This is a genomic window from Nitrobacter vulgaris, from assembly GCF_031453995.1.
Taxonomy (GTDB): Bacteria; Pseudomonadota; Alphaproteobacteria; order Rhizobiales; family Xanthobacteraceae; genus Nitrobacter; species Nitrobacter vulgaris.
In genome coordinates this window covers 185,052-201,634 of the sequence record NZ_JAVDPZ010000002.1, presented here as the reverse complement: position 1 = coordinate 201,634, position 16,583 = coordinate 185,052, and the positions used below count along the sequence as shown (strand labels likewise).

At 56.2% G+C, this 16,583-nt stretch carries 18 protein-coding genes; 12 read left to right on the top strand and 6 right to left on the bottom strand.

Annotation, left to right across the window (positions count from 1 at the left end; translation table 11 throughout):
* Positions 1–18: 18 nt before the first annotated feature.
* Complete coding sequence (locus tag GGQ85_RS02040; RefSeq protein WP_309773156.1) at positions 19–324, bottom strand: ETC complex I subunit; 306 nt, start codon at positions 322–324, stop codon at positions 19–21.
* 125 nt (positions 325–449) lie between these two features.
* Complete coding sequence (locus GGQ85_RS02035) at positions 450–2,261, bottom strand: carbamoyltransferase family protein (protein ID WP_309773154.1); 1,812 nt, start codon at positions 2,259–2,261, stop codon at positions 450–452.
* Positions 2,262–2,723: 462 nt separating this feature from the next.
* Between GGQ85_RS02035 and GGQ85_RS02030 the strand changes: the two genes are divergently transcribed.
* The gene (locus GGQ85_RS02030) at positions 2,724–3,098 is read left to right on the top strand and encodes a hypothetical protein (protein ID WP_079446608.1); all 375 of its coding nucleotides are present in this window, start codon (positions 2,724–2,726) and stop codon (positions 3,096–3,098) included.
* Positions 3,099–3,368: 270 nt separating this feature from the next.
* Here the strand turns inward: GGQ85_RS02030 and GGQ85_RS02025 are convergent, their stop codons facing one another.
* A complete protein-coding gene (locus GGQ85_RS02025) occupies positions 3,369–3,719 on the bottom strand; it encodes a hypothetical protein (protein ID WP_309773152.1) in 351 nt (116 codons plus the stop codon).
* A gap of 485 nt (positions 3,720–4,204) precedes the next feature.
* Here GGQ85_RS02025 and GGQ85_RS02020 point away from each other — a divergent pair, with 485 nt between their 5' ends.
* Positions 4,205–4,537, top strand: a complete 333-nt coding sequence (locus GGQ85_RS02020) for a hypothetical protein (RefSeq protein ID WP_309773150.1) — start codon at positions 4,205–4,207, stop codon at positions 4,535–4,537.
* A gap of 492 nt (positions 4,538–5,029) precedes the next feature.
* Here the strand turns inward: GGQ85_RS02020 and GGQ85_RS02015 are convergent, their stop codons facing one another.
* Complete coding sequence (locus GGQ85_RS02015; RefSeq protein ID WP_309773148.1) at positions 5,030–5,353, bottom strand: hypothetical protein; 324 nt, start codon at positions 5,351–5,353, stop codon at positions 5,030–5,032.
* Positions 5,354–5,873: 520 nt separating this feature from the next.
* On the opposite strand from GGQ85_RS02015, the gene GGQ85_RS02010 reads away from it, so the two are divergent.
* The 3 genes from GGQ85_RS02010 to GGQ85_RS02005 all read left to right on the top strand — a co-directional run bounded on the left by GGQ85_RS02010 (position 5,874) and on the right by GGQ85_RS02005 (position 9,379).
* Complete coding sequence (locus GGQ85_RS02010) at positions 5,874–7,244, top strand: tyrosine-type recombinase/integrase (RefSeq protein WP_309773146.1); 1,371 nt, start codon at positions 5,874–5,876, stop codon at positions 7,242–7,244.
* 225 nt (positions 7,245–7,469) lie between these two features.
* Positions 7,470–7,709: a helix-turn-helix domain-containing protein gene (locus GGQ85_RS20795; protein WP_374708835.1), complete on the top strand. Its 240-nt coding sequence runs from the start codon at positions 7,470–7,472 to the stop codon at positions 7,707–7,709.
* Between the two features lie 2 nt (positions 7,710–7,711).
* Complete coding sequence (locus GGQ85_RS02005; RefSeq protein WP_309773144.1) at positions 7,712–9,379, top strand: AAA family ATPase; 1,668 nt, start codon at positions 7,712–7,714, stop codon at positions 9,377–9,379.
* A gap of 280 nt (positions 9,380–9,659) precedes the next feature.
* On the opposite strand, the gene GGQ85_RS02000 is transcribed toward GGQ85_RS02005, so the two are convergent.
* On the bottom strand, positions 9,660–9,950 hold the full coding sequence (locus GGQ85_RS02000; RefSeq protein WP_309773142.1) for a hypothetical protein: 291 nt from the start codon (positions 9,948–9,950) through the stop codon (positions 9,660–9,662).
* Between the two features lie 1,578 nt (positions 9,951–11,528).
* On the opposite strand from GGQ85_RS02000, the gene GGQ85_RS01995 reads away from it, so the two are divergent.
* Entirely contained in the window at positions 11,529–12,611 is a 1,083-nt protein-coding gene (locus GGQ85_RS01995) for a tyrosine-type recombinase/integrase (protein WP_309773140.1), read from the top strand.
* A 76-nt stretch (positions 12,612–12,687) separates the two neighbouring features.
* Here GGQ85_RS01995 and GGQ85_RS01990 read toward each other — a convergent pair whose 3' ends face one another.
* Complete coding sequence (locus GGQ85_RS01990; protein WP_309773138.1) at positions 12,688–13,248, bottom strand: hypothetical protein; 561 nt, start codon at positions 13,246–13,248, stop codon at positions 12,688–12,690.
* Positions 13,249–14,122: 874 nt separating this feature from the next.
* On the opposite strand from GGQ85_RS01990, the gene GGQ85_RS01985 reads away from it, so the two are divergent.
* From GGQ85_RS01985 to GGQ85_RS01960, 6 genes are all read left to right on the top strand, one after another.
* Complete coding sequence (locus tag GGQ85_RS01985) at positions 14,123–14,584, top strand: Hsp20 family protein (RefSeq protein ID WP_309773190.1); 462 nt, start codon at positions 14,123–14,125, stop codon at positions 14,582–14,584.
* A gap of 144 nt (positions 14,585–14,728) precedes the next feature.
* Positions 14,729–14,959 (top strand): hypothetical protein, encoded by a 231-nt coding sequence (locus GGQ85_RS01980; protein WP_309773136.1) that lies wholly within the window; start codon positions 14,729–14,731, stop codon positions 14,957–14,959.
* Between the two features lie 6 nt (positions 14,960–14,965).
* Entirely contained in the window at positions 14,966–15,271 is a 306-nt protein-coding gene (locus GGQ85_RS01975) for a hypothetical protein (RefSeq protein WP_309773134.1), read from the top strand.
* Positions 15,272–15,870: 599 nt separating this feature from the next.
* A complete protein-coding gene (locus GGQ85_RS01970) occupies positions 15,871–16,059 on the top strand; it encodes a hypothetical protein (protein WP_309773133.1) in 189 nt (62 codons plus the stop codon).
* Positions 16,052–16,216, top strand: coding sequence for a hypothetical protein (locus tag GGQ85_RS01965; RefSeq protein WP_309773131.1), 165 nt, complete (start codon positions 16,052–16,054; stop codon positions 16,214–16,216). Before GGQ85_RS01970 ends, GGQ85_RS01965 begins: the two co-directional genes overlap by 8 nt.
* A gap of 154 nt (positions 16,217–16,370) precedes the next feature.
* A complete protein-coding gene (locus tag GGQ85_RS01960; protein WP_309773129.1) occupies positions 16,371–16,544 on the top strand; it encodes a hypothetical protein in 174 nt (57 codons plus the stop codon).
* Positions 16,545–16,583: the final 39 nt, after the last annotated feature.

Genomic DNA, 16,583 nt, shown 5'->3' with positions numbered 1-16,583 from the left:
TTCGGCCCATCCTCCCGCTTAATGGGTCCAGGGTTCGATGCGGCGAAACGCAAAATTGTCCGCGTAGGCGGCTTTTCGCTCCGGCTTCACCTTTGGTTCTATCACTTGATAGGGGATGCCTTCGCGCTCGCAATAGGCGATCGCATCCTCCTTGGTCTCGAAGCGAAGCGTGATCTGCTGCTTCATGTCGCCGGAACTGGTCCAACCCATCAGAGGTTCGATCACCCTTGCCTGCTCGGGCTCGTAGTCCAGTTGCCATTCCTTCGTTCTGGCAGCGCCCGACTGCATCGCATTCTTGGCGGGCTTAAAGATACGTGCCGTCATGGATCACTATAACCTGCTGCTAGCGGGCCGATCCGGCAGAAAAGCCGGCGGACACCATCGGATATAATCGTTATGTCGCGGCCTGACAATCTGGTGTTCTCGCAGCGCAATGGCGCCGCGGCCCCTTAGGCTCGCCTGAGGTTCGACATGACGACGGTGCCCACGTCGGTGTAGACGCCGACGAGCGGTCCCACGATCCGGTGCAAGCCTGTCTTGGAAACCACCGTGTCATGTAACACCAGATGATCGATGCCCGTGGTCAGGAAGCAGCGCATGGCATCGCGCGGCGTCTCTACGATCGGCTCGCCCTTGACGTTGAATGATGTGTTGATCAGCACGGGAACGCCGGTCAGCTCCTCGAATTCCTTCAGCAGCCGATAGAGTGCGGGGTTCGTGCTCTCGCGCACGGTCTGCACTCTCGCCGTGCCGTCGACGTGAACCACCGCCGGAATCCGGTCGCGCCATTCCGGCCGAACCGCCTTGGCGATCAGCATGAACGGTGAATCCTCGTCGCCCTCGAAGACATCGGTCATGCGCTCGGCCAACACGATGGGCGCGAAAGGGCGGAACGGCTGGCGGTGCTTGACCCGGCTGTTGAGGATATCCTTCATATCGGCCTTGCGCGGATCGGCGATCAGGCTGCGATTGCCGAGCGCGCGCGGGCCGAACTCGGAACGCCCCTGAAACCAGCCGATGACCTTCTGATCCGCCAGAAGCTTCGCGGTTTCGGCGTAGACATTTGAGCTTTTCACCGCCGCCGTCTGGACCTTGACGATCGAACGCTGGGTTGCGGCCTCGACCTCGGCGTCCGAATAACCGCGACCGACATAGGCGTGCTCCATCACGAAGCCGCGCTGCTGCTTCTGCACTTCGAGCCAACCGTAGAGAGCGCAGCCGATGGCGATGCCGTCGTCACCCGCCGCTGGCTGAATCCAGACGTTTTCGAATCCGGCTTCCCGCGCGACGCGTCCGTTGGCCACGCAGTTCAGCGCCACGCCGCCGGCGATGCAGAGGTTTTTCGCGCCCGTGGTTTCCCGAAGCCAATTGGCGCGGGCAAGCAGCACCTTTTCTGTGTCGTCCTGAACCCGCCATGCCATATCCTCCCAATGCCGCATGGAGGGGCTGCTGTCCCATTTTCCGCCACCTTCAGCGATGTAGGGCTGGTTAAATTCGGCCGACCAGCGCGGGACCGTGAGACGATTGTCGGTGATGTCCATCAGCGACTTGATCTGCTCGCGGCGTCCGTACGGTGCGAGCCCCATCAGCTCGCCGCATTTATTCCAGTCGCCGAATACATAAGTGGAAGCGCGGCTGTAGAGCGCGCCGAGCCCTGGCATGTTGTAGAATTCGTCGCTGAAAAAGCCGCGGTCCGGCTCCATCCAAACCTTCTTCAGGCATTCGAGCGACTTGCCGCTGAACTGGTAGTAGCTCTCCGACTCGCGCGCGAGCGGCGATGCGGTGTCACTTTCCGGATAGGGCTCGGTCACGTCCGATCGATAGCTGCCGACGCCGTCGACGATCATGATTGCGCCCTCATCGAACGGGCAGGCCGCAAAGGCGCTATAGGCGTGCGCCAGATGGTGTGAGATTGACACCACCTTGTCAGAACGCGAGCGGAAATACGGATGGTCGTGCGCGTCCAGCCGCTCTTCGGGGAGAAGGAATCCCGGCATGTCCTGATAGATCAGCCGCTCCTCCATTTCCGGAACGGGAAGGATGTAGCAATTGCGGACCACCAGATCGATGTCGCCGATGGCGATGCCTTCGGCTCCGAGACAGTAGTCAATGACCTCCTTGAAGAATCCGCTGGCGTGCTTTTCGCGCGTGATCCGTTCCTTGGCGATAGCGAAAGCAACGGCGCCGTCTCGAAGCAGGCAGGCGCTCACGTCGTGATCATAGGTGTTGAGACCGAGAACATAGGTGTGCTTTTTTGACATGAGCCTCTGCGGAGCAATCTCGAGGGAGGATTCGGGCGCCGCCTCGTATTCGCGAAGCCCAACCTGGGTGATGCGGCTAAATGACGCCATCAAGGGAGCCACGTTATGCCTGCCCTTTTGCGTCGCTTCTGCGGCACAGGAAGTTCACGACGGCTCGACCAGAAAACTTGGATTAAAATACACGCAACTAAAAGTTGTTATATACAACCATCGATTGTTATATCGTGAGTATCGCGTCTTTTTCGCCATCGTTGCGTGAACCTTAACACGTTAGCTGCCGACCCTTGACTGAGCGGAAGCCGACCCTGGTCTCGATTAGCGGCAACGCTCAAGTTCGTTGGAAATGTTATTTTATCATGCACCAAACCAAGGCAAACTGATTGCCTTATATTCGCGACAATGGTTGTTCCGAATACGAGGTCTGCTTCACGACGGTGCCAAACAGAGTTGGAGATTCACTTGATGATTCAAAAAAGTTCGAGCGCGCAACGTAGCATCATCACTCGCGTCCTGGCGGCAGCGGCGATGGTTGGCGTGTATTTTATCAGCGTTGCTGGCGTGTCCTCGGTTCTGGTCGCCGGATCGACTACTTCGGCGGAAGCGCGCGGTGGTGGTCGCGGCGGCGGCGGCCGTGGCGGCGGCTGGGGTCGCGGCGGCGGCCGTGGTCGCGGCGGCGGATGGGGTCGCGGCGGTGGCTGGGGTCGTGGCGGCGGCTGGGGTCGCGGTCGCGGCTGGGGCTACGGCGGCTTGGGCTACGGCTTAGGCTACGGCGCTGGTATGGGCTATGGCGGGTGCTACTTTAGCCCGCGCTGGGGCCGCACGATCTGCCCATACTGATCGTCGCTCGGCAAGTATCAACGGGGGTGCGCCGGTTGGCGTGCCCCTTTTTTTGAATGCGGATGCTTTCAAGACAAAATATGCGTCGCCTGTGTCTGACGCATGAATGCGATCCATGCCGCCTTGGAGCTTTTCCGCTTCTGATGGAAAATTCAGAGGCGAAGCTCTCAGATCTTAATCTGACGCGTTTTCTTCACGCGAACCGGTATCCGCACGCACCGGTGGTTCGTTCAACACCTTCGCGAACTAGGTCTGGTTCGATCTCCCTTATCAAGGAACGGGAGTACCTAGCGGATCTTCGACGGCGCCTGAATCGGTAAATTCAGTGCCTCTGCCTGCCAGAAGTTCTTTTAGGTGGTTGCGAAGTAGCTCCGCCTTTTCATATCTCAGCGATGCAACCGTGATCTTATCGATTGCAACGATGATTTGGGTGGCTGCGTTCACGCATGAAATTCGGCCGGACGCGTTATCAATGCCCGCGAGTGTTTTGCCCAACCCAGTTTCCAGGATCTCAGCTTCGACCGCATCCAACGTGAGCGGATCACCACCATCAATCGCAAGGTCGATCTCGATGCCGTTGCCTTCGAGCGGCTTCCGAGCACCTAGCACCCAACTGCTCATTGTTTCGTCCTTCCCACCATCGTGAACGTCCCATCAACCTCGCTGATCCGGATCGATCGTCTCCAATCGACAGCCCTTATCATGTCTCGGCTTTCCCACCTCCCATCTGGTCCTTCTGGGAGGTTTCGTCGATCGAAATTGCTCTGAGATACCGATTGATGGTCGGGGCAACTCTACTCTATCCATGGTCCGGTGACGAACGGAAAGCGATCCTCATTCGCGACGCCGTCGCGTTTCTTTGCGGGCTACTTTAAGAACGTTGGCGTCAAGAGGACAAGAGCCGGAATTTCTCTAGCTTCCGGCATAGCACCGCCGATGCCTTCCGCCGGGGTGGGTATATGGATGAACCGTTCGTCCCCCTCCTCGATCACACCAAAGCGACGATGACGGAAACTATGGCGTGTTGCCGCAAGGTGTGTTGAGTGAACGCCAGAAGATCATTGAGGCGATCATACCCCACAATCTCTCAGAAGGCTGCTTAAAATATGTCTCCTCCCCGAACCTATGTTGACCCGAGCCAAGATCAAACGGCCGAAGAAATCGAGTGCTACTATCGCAACGCCAAGATTGGTGATCGAGCAGCGATTAGAAACAGCCAACATGGACGCCTTGAAATCAAGATCACGACTGTGAGCAACATCAATCCAGAAGTTGGAAGCATACATTTGAATGACGAGGCCGTATGGGGTGGCGTCGCTTATTCTGTGGAGAGTGGAAAGAGCTTTTACGCGCCCAGCAGCCCGTCATCGCTTGTCGTTCCAAATGAAGCGATTACGACTTGGGCTAAGGAAAATCCGCGCGGCACACCTGATTATTGACTGTTGAGGGCGATGCGTCGTCATGCGTCGGCAAAACGGTTATCCTGATTTTCGCGAAATTGATCATTCATGCGCTTTGCGACGGAAGCTGCTATTTCCATACGATAGTCGGCTTGCACACGTGGAGCTCACGGGTCACTGACGGCGGACGATCACGAAATATTGCATCCTCATTTCACGACGCTTTACGCCTAGACATCTTTAGGTTGCCTACGCTATATTTATATGGAAATAACGTGTGGAGCATCACAAATGTCCGACAATGCTTCCAAGTCTATCACTCCGACAACCGTCGCTTGTGCTCTCAAAAAGATTTGTCGGCTTTCGCAGGAATTGGAACGACATCCAAAGCTAAAGGTAATCTGGCAGACCGATAACGCTATAAAGTGGGTCAATTCACCGGAGTTGCAGCGGCCAAAGTAACGGGCCGCAACCCGCTCGGATCAATCCGGATCAAGGCGCAGGATGATCTGCTCAAGCCTCAGCACATGTCTATTCGACGGCACTTGAATCGCTAAATTCAGTGCCGTTGCCCGCCAGAAGCTCTTTCAACTGGCTGCGCATCAGCTCTGCCTTGTCATGCGTAAGAGTAGCTATCGCTGTCTTATCGACCGCGATGACGATTTGCACGCCTACGTTCACGCATGAAATTCGGCCGGACGCGTCATTGACGCTTGTAAGCGCATTGCCCAATGCGGCTTCTAATCCCTCAGCTTCGACTAAGCCTAGTGTGAGCGGATCACCGCCGTCGACCGTAAGATCAACCGCCACATCCCCTTCGGATGGCCTCTTGGTTACAAGTGTCCAACTGCTCATTTGGCCATTCTTCCTCTGCCACTTCCCGGATGCTTTTAGGCCAAATGTCCAGTTTCTCGCCCAAGGCCAGCTTGATCCCGTCTTTGGTCACGCACCCGACGAATGGGCACGGTTCATTGGCTTTGGATTGATTCAAAGCTGCAGCGTTCGGCCTTTGCTTCAATTCGACGGCTCTGCCCATCGTTGCCTTGAAACGTCGGGAGCTTCAAACCCCGAACCGGGTCAAAGTTACGGAAAATTGCCCCGGAGAACTGTTGCGGATTGTAACTTTTTTGCTATTCGAAAGTCGTCGTAAATTATTGATTTATTTTGATAAATATCAAACAAAATGGTCGGGGCAGCTGGATTCGAACCAACGACCTGCAGTACCCAAAACATACCAGCTATTCCCTCGCTCGTCGTCCTACACCCGCCGTGACTTGCGAGACAACCGAAACCTGCCGCTAGAATTTACATCGCTGCTACTTGGACCCTCTATGATTAGCAGAGCGGTGCTTCCCCTGTGCTTCCCGGAGGTCGAATGAGCAGGCAAACCATCACCAAAACCGTGGTTGACGGTTTGCAGGCCCAAGAATCCGAGTATGCCGTCTGGGACGAGAAGTTGCCGGGATTTGGCGTCCGGGTCCGGCCATCAGGCGCCAAGTCATTTATTGTTGTCTACCGCGCCGGCACCGGCCGGACGGCACCGACCAGGCGTTTCACAATAGCGGCTGTCGGCAAGATTGCGCCCGACCAAGCCAGAAACCAGGCGAAGATCCTGCTCGGCGCAATTGCCGCGGGTTCTGATCCCGGTGCGGAAAAGCGGGCTAAACGGCCAAAGCGTGACCGAATCACATTCGATGAGCTGGCCCAACTCTATCTCGATGAGTACGCCAAGCCTCGAAAATCGTCATGGAAGAATGACGAAGGCTACCTGAAACGAGCTCGCGACAAGTGGAAGCGCCGAATCGCCTCTGAGATTACAGACGACGACGTGGCTGAACTGATCGAGGAAATTGGCGCTTCAGCGCCGGTGAGCGCAAATCGCACCCAATCAATTCTTCACACACTCTTTTCCTGGGCGAAAGAGCCGGGCCGCAAACACGTTCCGAGCAACCCGGTCGTGGACATGAGGCGACGCTACCAGGAAACGGCGCGCGAGCGCGTTCTAACTGATGAGGAAATAAGGAAACTGTGGTGGGGTTTGAATGATCCTCGTTTGCCCGCGAGCCGCCCCGTAGCATTAGCACTCAAGTTCGTGCTGGCGACCATGGTTCGGCCGGGTCAATCCGCTGGCGCCCTGATCTCCGAGTTAACGGGCCGCGATGGAGGGGATCCGCAATATCATATCCCAAAGAACCGCGTGAAGAAGCGACGGGATGTGATTGTGCCGTTGAACGGTATAGCGGTTTCAATCGTGGAAGAAGTAATTGTTCTCGAAAGCCAGTTGGCTGTCTTCACATCATGGGCTCTTCAATCGATGCAAGAAGCGCCATCCGACAGTCAAAAGCCAGAAGGGAAGAACGGCCCTGCCCCACTCACACGCGACGCATTGGCTGCAGCATTAAACGGACGACCGGCCAAGGGGAAGAAGCCGAAGCGAATAGGCATCCGGGAATTTCTCGGTATGCAGCACTTCACACCGCACGACCTCCGGCGAACGGCGGCGACTATTGCGCGGCGTGGCGGAGCCAGGCGCGAGGACGTTAAAGCGTTGCTTGACCATCTCGAGGGCGACGTGACCGCGACCTACGATAAATACGACATGCTCGCCGAAAAGCGTGCCGTAGCGGCAATTCTCGCGGATGAGCTCAACAAGATCATCGGGCCAAAGCCGATTGAGCACTCACCCGAGAAAATCCGCGCCGACAATGTCGTGTTGTTCGAAGAAAAACTTCGTGTGGCGAGTTGAACGTTCAACCGCGCAAAAAAAGAATGCAAGGGGAGACGTTAAGCGCAATCTGTGCTAGTACTACGCCCGCAAGCCTAATAGGTCGCCTTCGGGCGCAACATGTTTTCAGCTGTCAGGTGGCTTGCCGGCGCGCGGGACCGCCGACGCGCGTCGTAGCCTCAGGCGTAGAGGCAGCAGCCGGTCACAGACAGGACCAACTCCCCCCTTTGATTCTCTGGGTGTTTCATGCCCTGTTATCTTAATACTCGTGAAGCGGCGAAGCACGTCCGCTTGTCTACAGCTACCCTTGAACGCCTTCGTGTAAAGGGAGGTGGCCCCGTTTACATCAATCCTGTGCCGGACCGCGTAGTTTACACCACCGCGGACCTCGATGCTTGGATGGAAAGCCGGCGCCGTACCTCCACAAGTGAAGGATGGCGGATGCCTACGCCAAGCGTTCAAGGCAACGCAGGTGACCAGAGATGAGTATGAGTCAATCATTGGCAGAAATCGAATTCGAACCGACCCCAGAGGATAACCCGAAAGGCTGGTTCGTTAACGATCCTGCGCCGATCGATTACACTTTCAATATCTTTCGCTTCGTCGTGTCTGATCCTGCGACGCGGCAGTACGTATGCGGCAGCCATTGGGACGAGCTAGATTTTGCCAGCGTCTACGACCCAGACACTCTATTGCCTGGGTGCGTTTCGTACGTAAGCGCGGGCACTGCTAAAGCGCAAGACGAGGTCTTGCTTGAGGCTGGCGTACCCGTCGACACCACTAGAAAAGAGCGGTGGCCCAAGGACACCCTGGTTTTGGACGTCGGCCTCGTCACGAAAATCGATGAACTCGCTGGACTGCGCACTGTGTGGGGCCGCTCCTTAGGCGTTAAGTTCGGAAGCCAGTACATAGCCCGGTGTGAGGGATCAACCAAGATCGACTCTCTGGACGCGATCTTTGATCTCCATACGGACATGACTGCGCCGTGCCCTATCGGTTACCAACCACACGCTGTTCCCGATCCCTACTGCGATTCCTATTTTCTCGTGCGCGACGGGGAACGTGCAAGCGCATTCTTAAAGAGAGTAGCCGTCAGGGTTAAGAAAATTGAGGAGGAGCTGGCGCTGTTGAGTGAGTGTGGTTACGACGCCCCGCTCCTCGCCAGCATTCGCGCCGAACAGCATTCGAAGCCGGGGCCCGTGCGCTTTTTAGTCGAGTCACTAATCCCGACAAACTGCATCACGTTGCTAGGCGGGAAACGAAAGACCGGAAAAAGTACAGCCGTGACCGAGCTCGCTTTCACAGTAGCGACAGGCGGCGGCGCGTGGTGTGGGTTCGACGTTCCGAAGCAAGAAGGCTTTGTCGTGTTGTTCGGCGGTGAAGACTCCCGAGCTGTGATATGGGAGCGCTTAAACCGGATGGCCGCCGGCTGCACGGGCCTGGAGCGGCTGATAATCTACGGTAACGAGACAACAAATCTAAAGGCAACGCTTGCGCGTTATGCCGAAATGAAAATCTGCTTGATCGTCGTGGATCCCACCAGAAAATACTATAGCGGCGACGAAGACGGTTCGGACGCACCAAATGAACTTTTCAATTTTCTTGAATCTCAAGCCGAAGCCCACAATTGCGCCTTGCTGGTAACACATCACCCACGAAAGGATGCGGAACCGCGGAATATGACAGAACTTGCGGCATCGCTGCGAGGATCCTCGATATTTCTCGATCGGCCACGGGTGACCATTGGATTGATGAGGAAGGGAGAAGAGACTGTTGTCGGTATCCCGACCGATAGAGACGGAAATCCGCTTCACAACATGCCGGTTGAGCACATGTTCCGCGGCGAACGGGTGTGCAAACGGGACGAAACCACACATCGGCTCATCCCCATTCAAAGACAATCTGACACCAGTTCGACAGCGCGATCTGATTCAATGCTGGCTCTTCAATCCTTGGATTCTCTTTATGACAAGGGCATATATGTAACCAAAAGCGGAAAGCATGGATTGTTTGAGAATTGGCCCAAAGAAATACAATCGATATCACGCGCCCGCGTTCATGCCGCTTGCGAGCTATTACTAGCGAATGGTGAAATCACTCTATCTGAAAACGGACTGCATCGGCGCCGTGATCCAGGGCTGTCTGCAGGCCGGTAGCGCTACTAAATCTAGTTTTGCCCTATCACGTCGCCGCCCGCTCCCTGAAGGAGAAACAAACATGAAGATTGAGCAAACCGTCCGTTCCTACCCGCCTAATCCATTCGTGGCGGTCTGGCCCGGCCAAGACATCACAGATGCTATCGAGACTCACACTCGATTGACCGGCTGTCGAGGACCGTTTTTCGTTCAGTTCTTGGACGTGGGAGCAGCAGGAGAAAGTGCGCCCGCGCGTCCTTTGAAATGTCGTTGAAAATAAAACACCCCTGCGAGCCGAGGCTCATTGCTCCGGCTCGTGTGCCTTGCGCCAATTTTCATTCAGGCGGTGTAGATATTCCCGATCACGTTCACGTTGCGCCACTTCCTGGGCCTCGTCGTATCGCGTAACAGCCCAGATAAGAGCTCCTCCCACCACCGCCACCAATAAAAACACCGGGCCGTATTCTGAAACTAATCCTGATACAAACTCTGCAACCCGCGCGCTGAAGTTACGGATCGAATCCCACGTCCCGGGAGCCACCGAAACACAAAGCTGCACCCCTTCCGAACTTCCGCCGCAAGCCATGCCCAATCTCCCATCCGCTCAGGTGCGCCTCGCGCCTCAATCGTGAGCGTTGCGTCGCTGCCAACTTAGCACGCAAAGGCCACCGTAAATTCCTGCAAACTCAATCGTCCGTTTCATAGCGACCATCCTTTCGCCATCGAGTGCTTAAAGCTTGAAACCGCGATCCTCGCGCGACGAGTTTCCATGCGCAACGATAACCGCTCCCGCAAAGTCCTCCGACGGCAGTGGACGGCACGACCATTCGATTGAAAATCTCATCGCGCCCACTTGATCGGAGCAGCGGCGTCGATGCGAAAAGAAATCGGGACGCCTAAACCGTTCGCGTGACGAAAGCGCGCTGCGGTGGAAAAAATTGGCTAAGACGTCAACCAACGCATTGGCCAGCGTGGAAACTATTACCGGAAGCGCTATTGCGGGGGTGTTGAAAGAGAGAGGGGGGTATAGACCCCCTCTCTCTCAATACAACCGGTAACGAAAACTGGCGGAATTTCAAAAGGATATGCGAAATCCATTACTATCATGGCGGAAACCATATTATTAGTAAAATCAATGGCTTGGCCCGGCGGCGCAGCTTCGTTTCCGACTCTTCGTTACCGGGCCGGAAACGGTAACGGAAGCGGAACCCAATCTTGGTATTTGCACAGGTCTCAGGATGCAGCCCGGTGGCTTAAACCGACAAAAAGACTGCGGTGTCTGTTTCCTGATAGCGGGGTTCACAGCTAAAGCTGAAACGCATGTATCCCGCAATTTTAAAGGATTTTGGCGTGGCCTGACCGCTTGTTGTAATCTGTTCGGTCGGCGCGTTGGAGTCATGGTCGAAAGCGATTAATCAATCTCTAAACCATGGGCCCTGCGCGTGGGGTTTTTCGCGTTCCAGGCGTCCGCCGCCGCGCGAAACTGTTGTGGGGAATACGTAACGAGCCCCGCTGCCAACGTGCAAGACGAATACAGACGTTCCCGATCGCCCGGCGGGATGCCCCCGCTCAAAATCACCATGCGGTTAACTTCCCAAGTGCAGCGCGCCCGTATCTGATTGACCTCCGTCTTGAAGTCGTCCTCCGATAACCTCGCCCACGCCCCCAGGTTCGTCGGCGCCAATACAACTGGCTCAGCCCTAGCTAACGAGGCGCTCAACAAAAGTACTGTGAACACCAAAAGTCTGCGCAAAGCCCATCTCCTGTATGGCATGGCGAGAATCGTACCGAACCCTACTACAAGAGAGACCAGCCCGGGCCGGAAACGGGATCGGAAGTGGCATTGGCCACACGCGGCGTGCCGCAAGCCGCACCACGACGCAAACGCGTGCATACCCCGCCAGGTCAGCGGGATTGCTGCACCTCGTACCCCGCAACAAAGAACGAGTTACTGCGAATCAAAACGCACAAGACTTGACGCATTTCTCCCGTCCCAACAATTTATCCACAGCACCGACAAAGCCAACAAAAACGACATCCCCCGAACGATCGCATTCAATGAGCATCGAAATTTTGTTGACTTTGTCGGTGCGAAAACACCGCACAAATCAAGATTGACTGAGGGCCACAAGTTGACGCGCCCTTATGCTCCCAACCACAGGAGCAAACAATGGGACGACAGCTTCGTGAACTGCCGTGGATCGCCAAACGATCGAATGGAATTTGGTACGTTCACTGGTACGATAAGCGCGCCCGTCAGACGCGCCGCTGTAGCCTAAAGACCAAAGACCTTGCCGACGCGTACCACATGTTTGAGCGTTATCTCGCTAAGTGGCGGGCGACGCCGGCGGAGAAGCCTCGTGGCATGAACGTCACGCACGTCACCGTCACCAAAATTCTGGACTTCTACATCGCAAGGCACATAGACCGCGAACGCATTGATGTGAAGCGGCCGCGCTCCGCACGTCCCTATATCGAGATGTTCTTCAATGACACGCCGCTGAACCGGATCCGGCTCCAAGCCTGCGCTGCTTACGTAGATGCCCGCCGGGCTGGCCAGGTGCGGCCCGCTCTTCGCAGGCGCTCCACGTTCATTGGCCGCGATGGTTCGATCCGCCGCGAGCTCCTGATCCTACGCACCGCGGCGCGCTACGCCCTCAAACACGAGTTGATCTGTCACAGCGACATGCCTCTGATTGAGGCGCCGCCAGAGCCGCCATCTCGAACTGTCTATCTCACCAAGGCCGAATTTAAATTGGCCCACGAGACCGCCGAAGGCGAGTTGAAGGACTTCATCGCCCTCGCCTATCACACGGGCGCGCGCCGGGGCGCGATCGAGAACCTGACAGCGGGCCAAGTGGACTTCGACGGAGGGCATATTCACCTTCAACCGGACAATGCTTCCGCGAAGCAGCGCCGGTCAAAGAAGCGCAAGCCAATCACGCCAATCCTTCGCCCTCTGCTTCCGGTGCTAACCCGCCTTACCGCCGGCCGTGGCCCAAGCGAACGTCTGTTATCGAAGAAGGACTTCTATACGCCGTTCAATCGGCACCTGAAGCGCCTGGGTCTCCCCGCCAAAGGCTTCCCGCACATCCTGCGGCACACCCGGGCCACTCACCTCCTCCAGGCCGGCGTCTCGATCTACGACGTCGCCAAGCTGCTCGGCGATACGACCGCGACGGTTGAGCGCGTGTACGGCCACCATAGCTGCGAGAGTTTAGGCAAGAAGCTGGACCAGTTCGATGACGCTTGAAGCTCCACCATTGGGAGTCGCCATCGAAGTGGGGAGCTTACCCAAGTCGCCGACCGCCGCTGACTGCGGCAGGGAATCAATTGCCGAAGAAGCTAGTCGGCCTCACCGGTTCGGCGCCGTCATCGAAAGCTAACAAACCAAACGGTCCCGCGGGTTTACGTGCCTGTTGGCGTTGTTCTTGTGCTTGCTGCTCGAGCGCTGCTTCTTGCTGCGCCTTCTTCTCTACGTATTGCTTATGGCGGTCGCGTTCAGCGGCCTTCTTACGTCGTTCGGCAGCCTCGGCCTTCTTTTCAGCTTCCCGCCGGTGCTCTGCCTGTCTTGCGCTTTCAATGGCATTTACCGAAGCAACGTGAGAATGATCTTGTGGAGATGTCGGTTGTGGCTCCAGAGTGGTTGTAGTTGCTGCCTGTACGAGGGGAGCCGATGCCGACGCGGGGGGACTCGGCGCCATTTCCGTAGGCGCTGGCAGAACAACTCTTGCGGGGGGAAGCGATTTCGCCGCCAACTTGGGTTGAGACGCATGCTGAGCTGGTTCTAGCGCCGCTTGTCCCAGCAATATGCCACCGCCGAATCCAATTCCAATCAGCAGGGCTGCTGTTGCCACACCCGAGAAAAAAATCCGCTCCCTTGTCGCCATAGTCGTCTCCCAATGCTTCGGGAGAGGCAACGCTGAAGCTTCAACATTGTTTCGAATGGGGCATGCTGTTTATACAGCTCGGGCGAAATTTACACCTCGCGGTGGCAACATAGGGTCCCCGAAGCGATTCGGTCAGCGCTTTCTGCCTTGCTCACCCTGTAGACGGAGTTCCCCTCATCGGGCGACCCGATACCCGTCAAAAGCCGGAGCGGAAAGAAACCTGTTATAGGTAACAGGAGACTTTGATGCACGAGACGTCGGGACATTTCAAAGACTGCCATTGCTGGAGGCGAATCGGCTTTCTTTAATTTTCTGGTGCTCGGCTCTCCAGTGCGCGCCCTAGTTAAAGTCAGTGGACTTCCTATATAGAGAATATCGTAGGCACGATACCAACAGGCGCCAGCGACAGAGAGACACTCCAGTGCTCCCGCCCACAAAAGGGAGCTCGCTATGTACGCCATGGTCTACCCGAAACATCTTCAGAAAAGTTCTGAGCGCAGATGGGCAAATCGTGTTGCTCGTGAACTTCCTGTTCGATGGTCGCGTCCCGAGGGACCCAACACCTGCTTTTGCGCAGCATCGGTGAGTTCGCAATATTCGTCCGATGTCGTCACCAACAAGCGGCACTGTTCTAAATGTAATGCCCGGTGGACGACGGAAGCATCCGCTCGGTGCGGCTGATTCGCCAGATTTCCGCACCCTTCTCTCTCGTCGGCTCAAGAAAATTTTGCTCTCTCTAGAAACCCTGTCCGGGTTTTCTAATTTTCTTGTCGCCACCTGATGGTGGCGCTCGGGTGCCTCAGGACCCGGGCTGAAGGCGGGCACCGGTCGTGTCCGGTGCTTCATACCATCTTGCTCTTTGGAGGATTTGGCTATGCGCACATATGACTTATCGCCATTGTCGCGGTCTACCATTGGTTTTGACCGCCTCCTGGACCTCGCGGAAACCGCCCAACGTGCCGCCGGGGATACTTACCCGCCCTACAATATTGAACGGCTGAGTGAGGATCGATACCAGATCTCCTTAGCAGTTGCCGGTTTCTCGCCCGACGAGATTTCCATCACCGCCGAGCAGAACGTTGTCACCATCGAAGGCACCAAGACCGAACAAGCAAAGCGAGAATATCTGTACCGCGGCATCTCGACTCGCCAGTTCAAACGTCAATTCAGCTTGGCTGATTACGTTCAGGTAACGGGCGCGACGTTCGATAATGGCCTGCTCCAGATCAATTTGGTTCGAGAAATCCCCGAGGCTATGAAACCTCGTCGGATCGCCATTCGTGGCGCACCACCAGCCAACGCAAATATCCACAAGATCGAGGCCAACGCGGCCTGATCCGATTCGCCTTTAGTAGAAACTGCCCGCGCGTGCTAGGCGGCGCGCGGCGCTGTATTTGTCTAATGGAGGCACACATGCGGCCGACCACGATCTATACAGTGTATGGCACCCGAGAGATCGGGCTCGAGATGGGCAACTAAAATGAAAGAGTTCGACAAATTCGAACCACGTAGACCCCTTTCAAAAGAGCAGAAGCAGGCTCGCAAAGAACGTCGGGAAGCCGAGGCAAGATTGGCGACGGCTGAGAACGTGAAAGCGGCCGAAGCATTCGCCAGAAACCGCAAGCGCCTAAGGGAGGAGCGGCTAGCTCGTGAGGCCGGCGAGGCTACCGACGAAGCGGGGCTGAATAAAACTGAACCGGCCACGGAGTGAGAGAACATGGGAAAGGCGCAAGATTTCCTCACAGAGAAACAAGCAGGAGGCGGCGCAGTCGCGATCGAAGAAGTGCAGGACGAATTGGCTCGTGGCGATTGGGGGCGGATCGCCACCGAAACGTTTGGTGAACACAAGTCATACTGGTTTGATGACGGTTCGCGGCTGGTATCCGGAAGGTTTAATGAAGAGGAATTTATTATTCGAGCAGATCCGTCTTTTTCTGAAGAGGATTTTCAGAAGATGACGCCGGATGAAGTCGAAGATCATCGCGCAATGATTGATTCATTAAAAGAATCGAACAATCAGTGAACCTCTCTGAATCCAAGCACGCCCCTTTGCAAATCCGGACGCCGCCGCCCGCAAGCTGATCGAGAGCGGGCCCGGATCAACTTCTATCGAGCCGTGTACGGCGACACTCCATCGCCGATCGGCAACCCGGAAGGCAAGAAGAGCCTTAGGTGGGGCAAACGGAAGCTTGGAGAGGGATAAATAGCTGCCCAGCACCTTACCTTCACGATACCGGCATCGCCACTAATTGAGTCGCTCGAGCTGTGTCGATAGGCGCATAGTGATTTATCACCGACCGGATCCCGGCCTTTATCGGTGACTGAGAGTGTTGTGCTCCCGCCAATTTCAGGGGGAGTCGTATGACCGAACGAGAGCGCCTATCGCCCGTGCCAGGCGAACCAAACCCGGAGTTGGGAAAGATTGGTGGACCTCAGAAGGCCATGCTTCTCATGATCGCTGTCGGATTTATTGTTCTAATCGGACTGATAGCCTATTTGCCGGACGTGGCGACAACATTCAAATAAAGCCTAAGCTAAACGCGGACCGAGAGGGAAACTGAAGCCGCGGATTGAATTCGCCGAAGCCCTAGAGGATTTTGATCCCTGTGAACGGTATTGAATTTGAAAACGATTTTCATCTGGCTCGGCGGTCTAGTTGTCTGCGGTTTTGTTGGTGCGCTGATCAGCGAGTACTTTGGTGAGCGCCCGGTTCTCGGTTTAGTCATCGGCCTGGTCGCGTTCGCATTTTTTAAGCTTTTGGTATTGCCAGAGCGAACTGACCGCTACGGCACAGGGGGATTTGATGAGTGACAACCAGCAGGCCCCGGACCCTGAGAAAGCATTAGTCGATATCCAGATGCTGGTTCGCGCTGCTCTACAGAGCGCCGACCCTTACGTCATGGGGCGCGACTTAGAGATGATCCTGACGATCACGGAAGAGGCGCTGCAGCCGCAGGGCCCGGAATAGGAAAACCCGCCGGAGCGGCGTTTTCAGTAACCAGTGTGCTCAAAGCCGGCGAACACGCTTTTGCCACGCAAGCGGCGCATAACGTCTCACCATGTCATCGAATATTGAACCGCTTGCCCGAGCGATGGCAGAACGAATCTGCCGGTCTCACCAGATGACTGAATCGGAAATTCAGGGGTGGGTGGACCGCCACTGGGAGATCGCAGCCGCAATGCTGGAGTCCGGCGCCATGGACGAAAGGGGCGAATGGCAACCCGGGCAGGATTGGCGACGCGGACTGGAAGCATACCGCGAGCGACTGGCGACGACGAAGCACAAGCCGAAATAGAAAAAAGCCGGAGCGGGTTAGCGCCAAAGTATCGTAAGC